The organism is Acinetobacter sp. 1130196 (assembly GCF_000588095.1).
In the GTDB taxonomy this organism is placed as follows: Bacteria; Pseudomonadota; Gammaproteobacteria; order Pseudomonadales; family Moraxellaceae; genus Acinetobacter; species Acinetobacter nosocomialis.
On sequence record NZ_JFWX01000130.1, the window covers coordinates 1 to 420 of the forward strand.

Here is a 420-nt window from a genome sequence, read left to right on the forward strand (position 1 = left end):
ACAGTTTCAAAAGCCATATGATAATCAACAAGCTGAGCAAATTTCTCTAATGGTGTAAGCCAATCTAACGCCTTTCTAGGACGAGTATTTAGTGACATGGCAACTTGATTTAAATAATGCTGATCTGCCTGATTTAAATCAATCCCTTTAGGTAAATATTGCCTAATTAAACCATTCATATTTTCGCATGTGCCTTTTTGCCAAGGTGAATGTGGGTCACAGAAATATACATCTATGCCTAAATCTTCTTCGAGTATTTTATGTTCTGACATCTCGCGTCCACGGTCATAGGTCAACGTTTTACGCAGTTCTGCAGGTAAATATTTCAGAGCTTCAGTTAAAGCCTTGCGCACTGATTCTGCCTTTGCATCAGGTAATGTTGCCAAGATACAGAGCCGTGTATTTCGTTCAATAAGTGTT

Annotated in this window: 1 pseudogene; it reads right to left on the reverse strand. The window is 38.3% G+C overall.

The annotated features are described in order from the left end of the window. Positions 1–420 (reverse strand): annotated as a pseudogene (locus J671_RS25765) (IS30-like element ISAba125 family transposase); the annotation flags it as partial.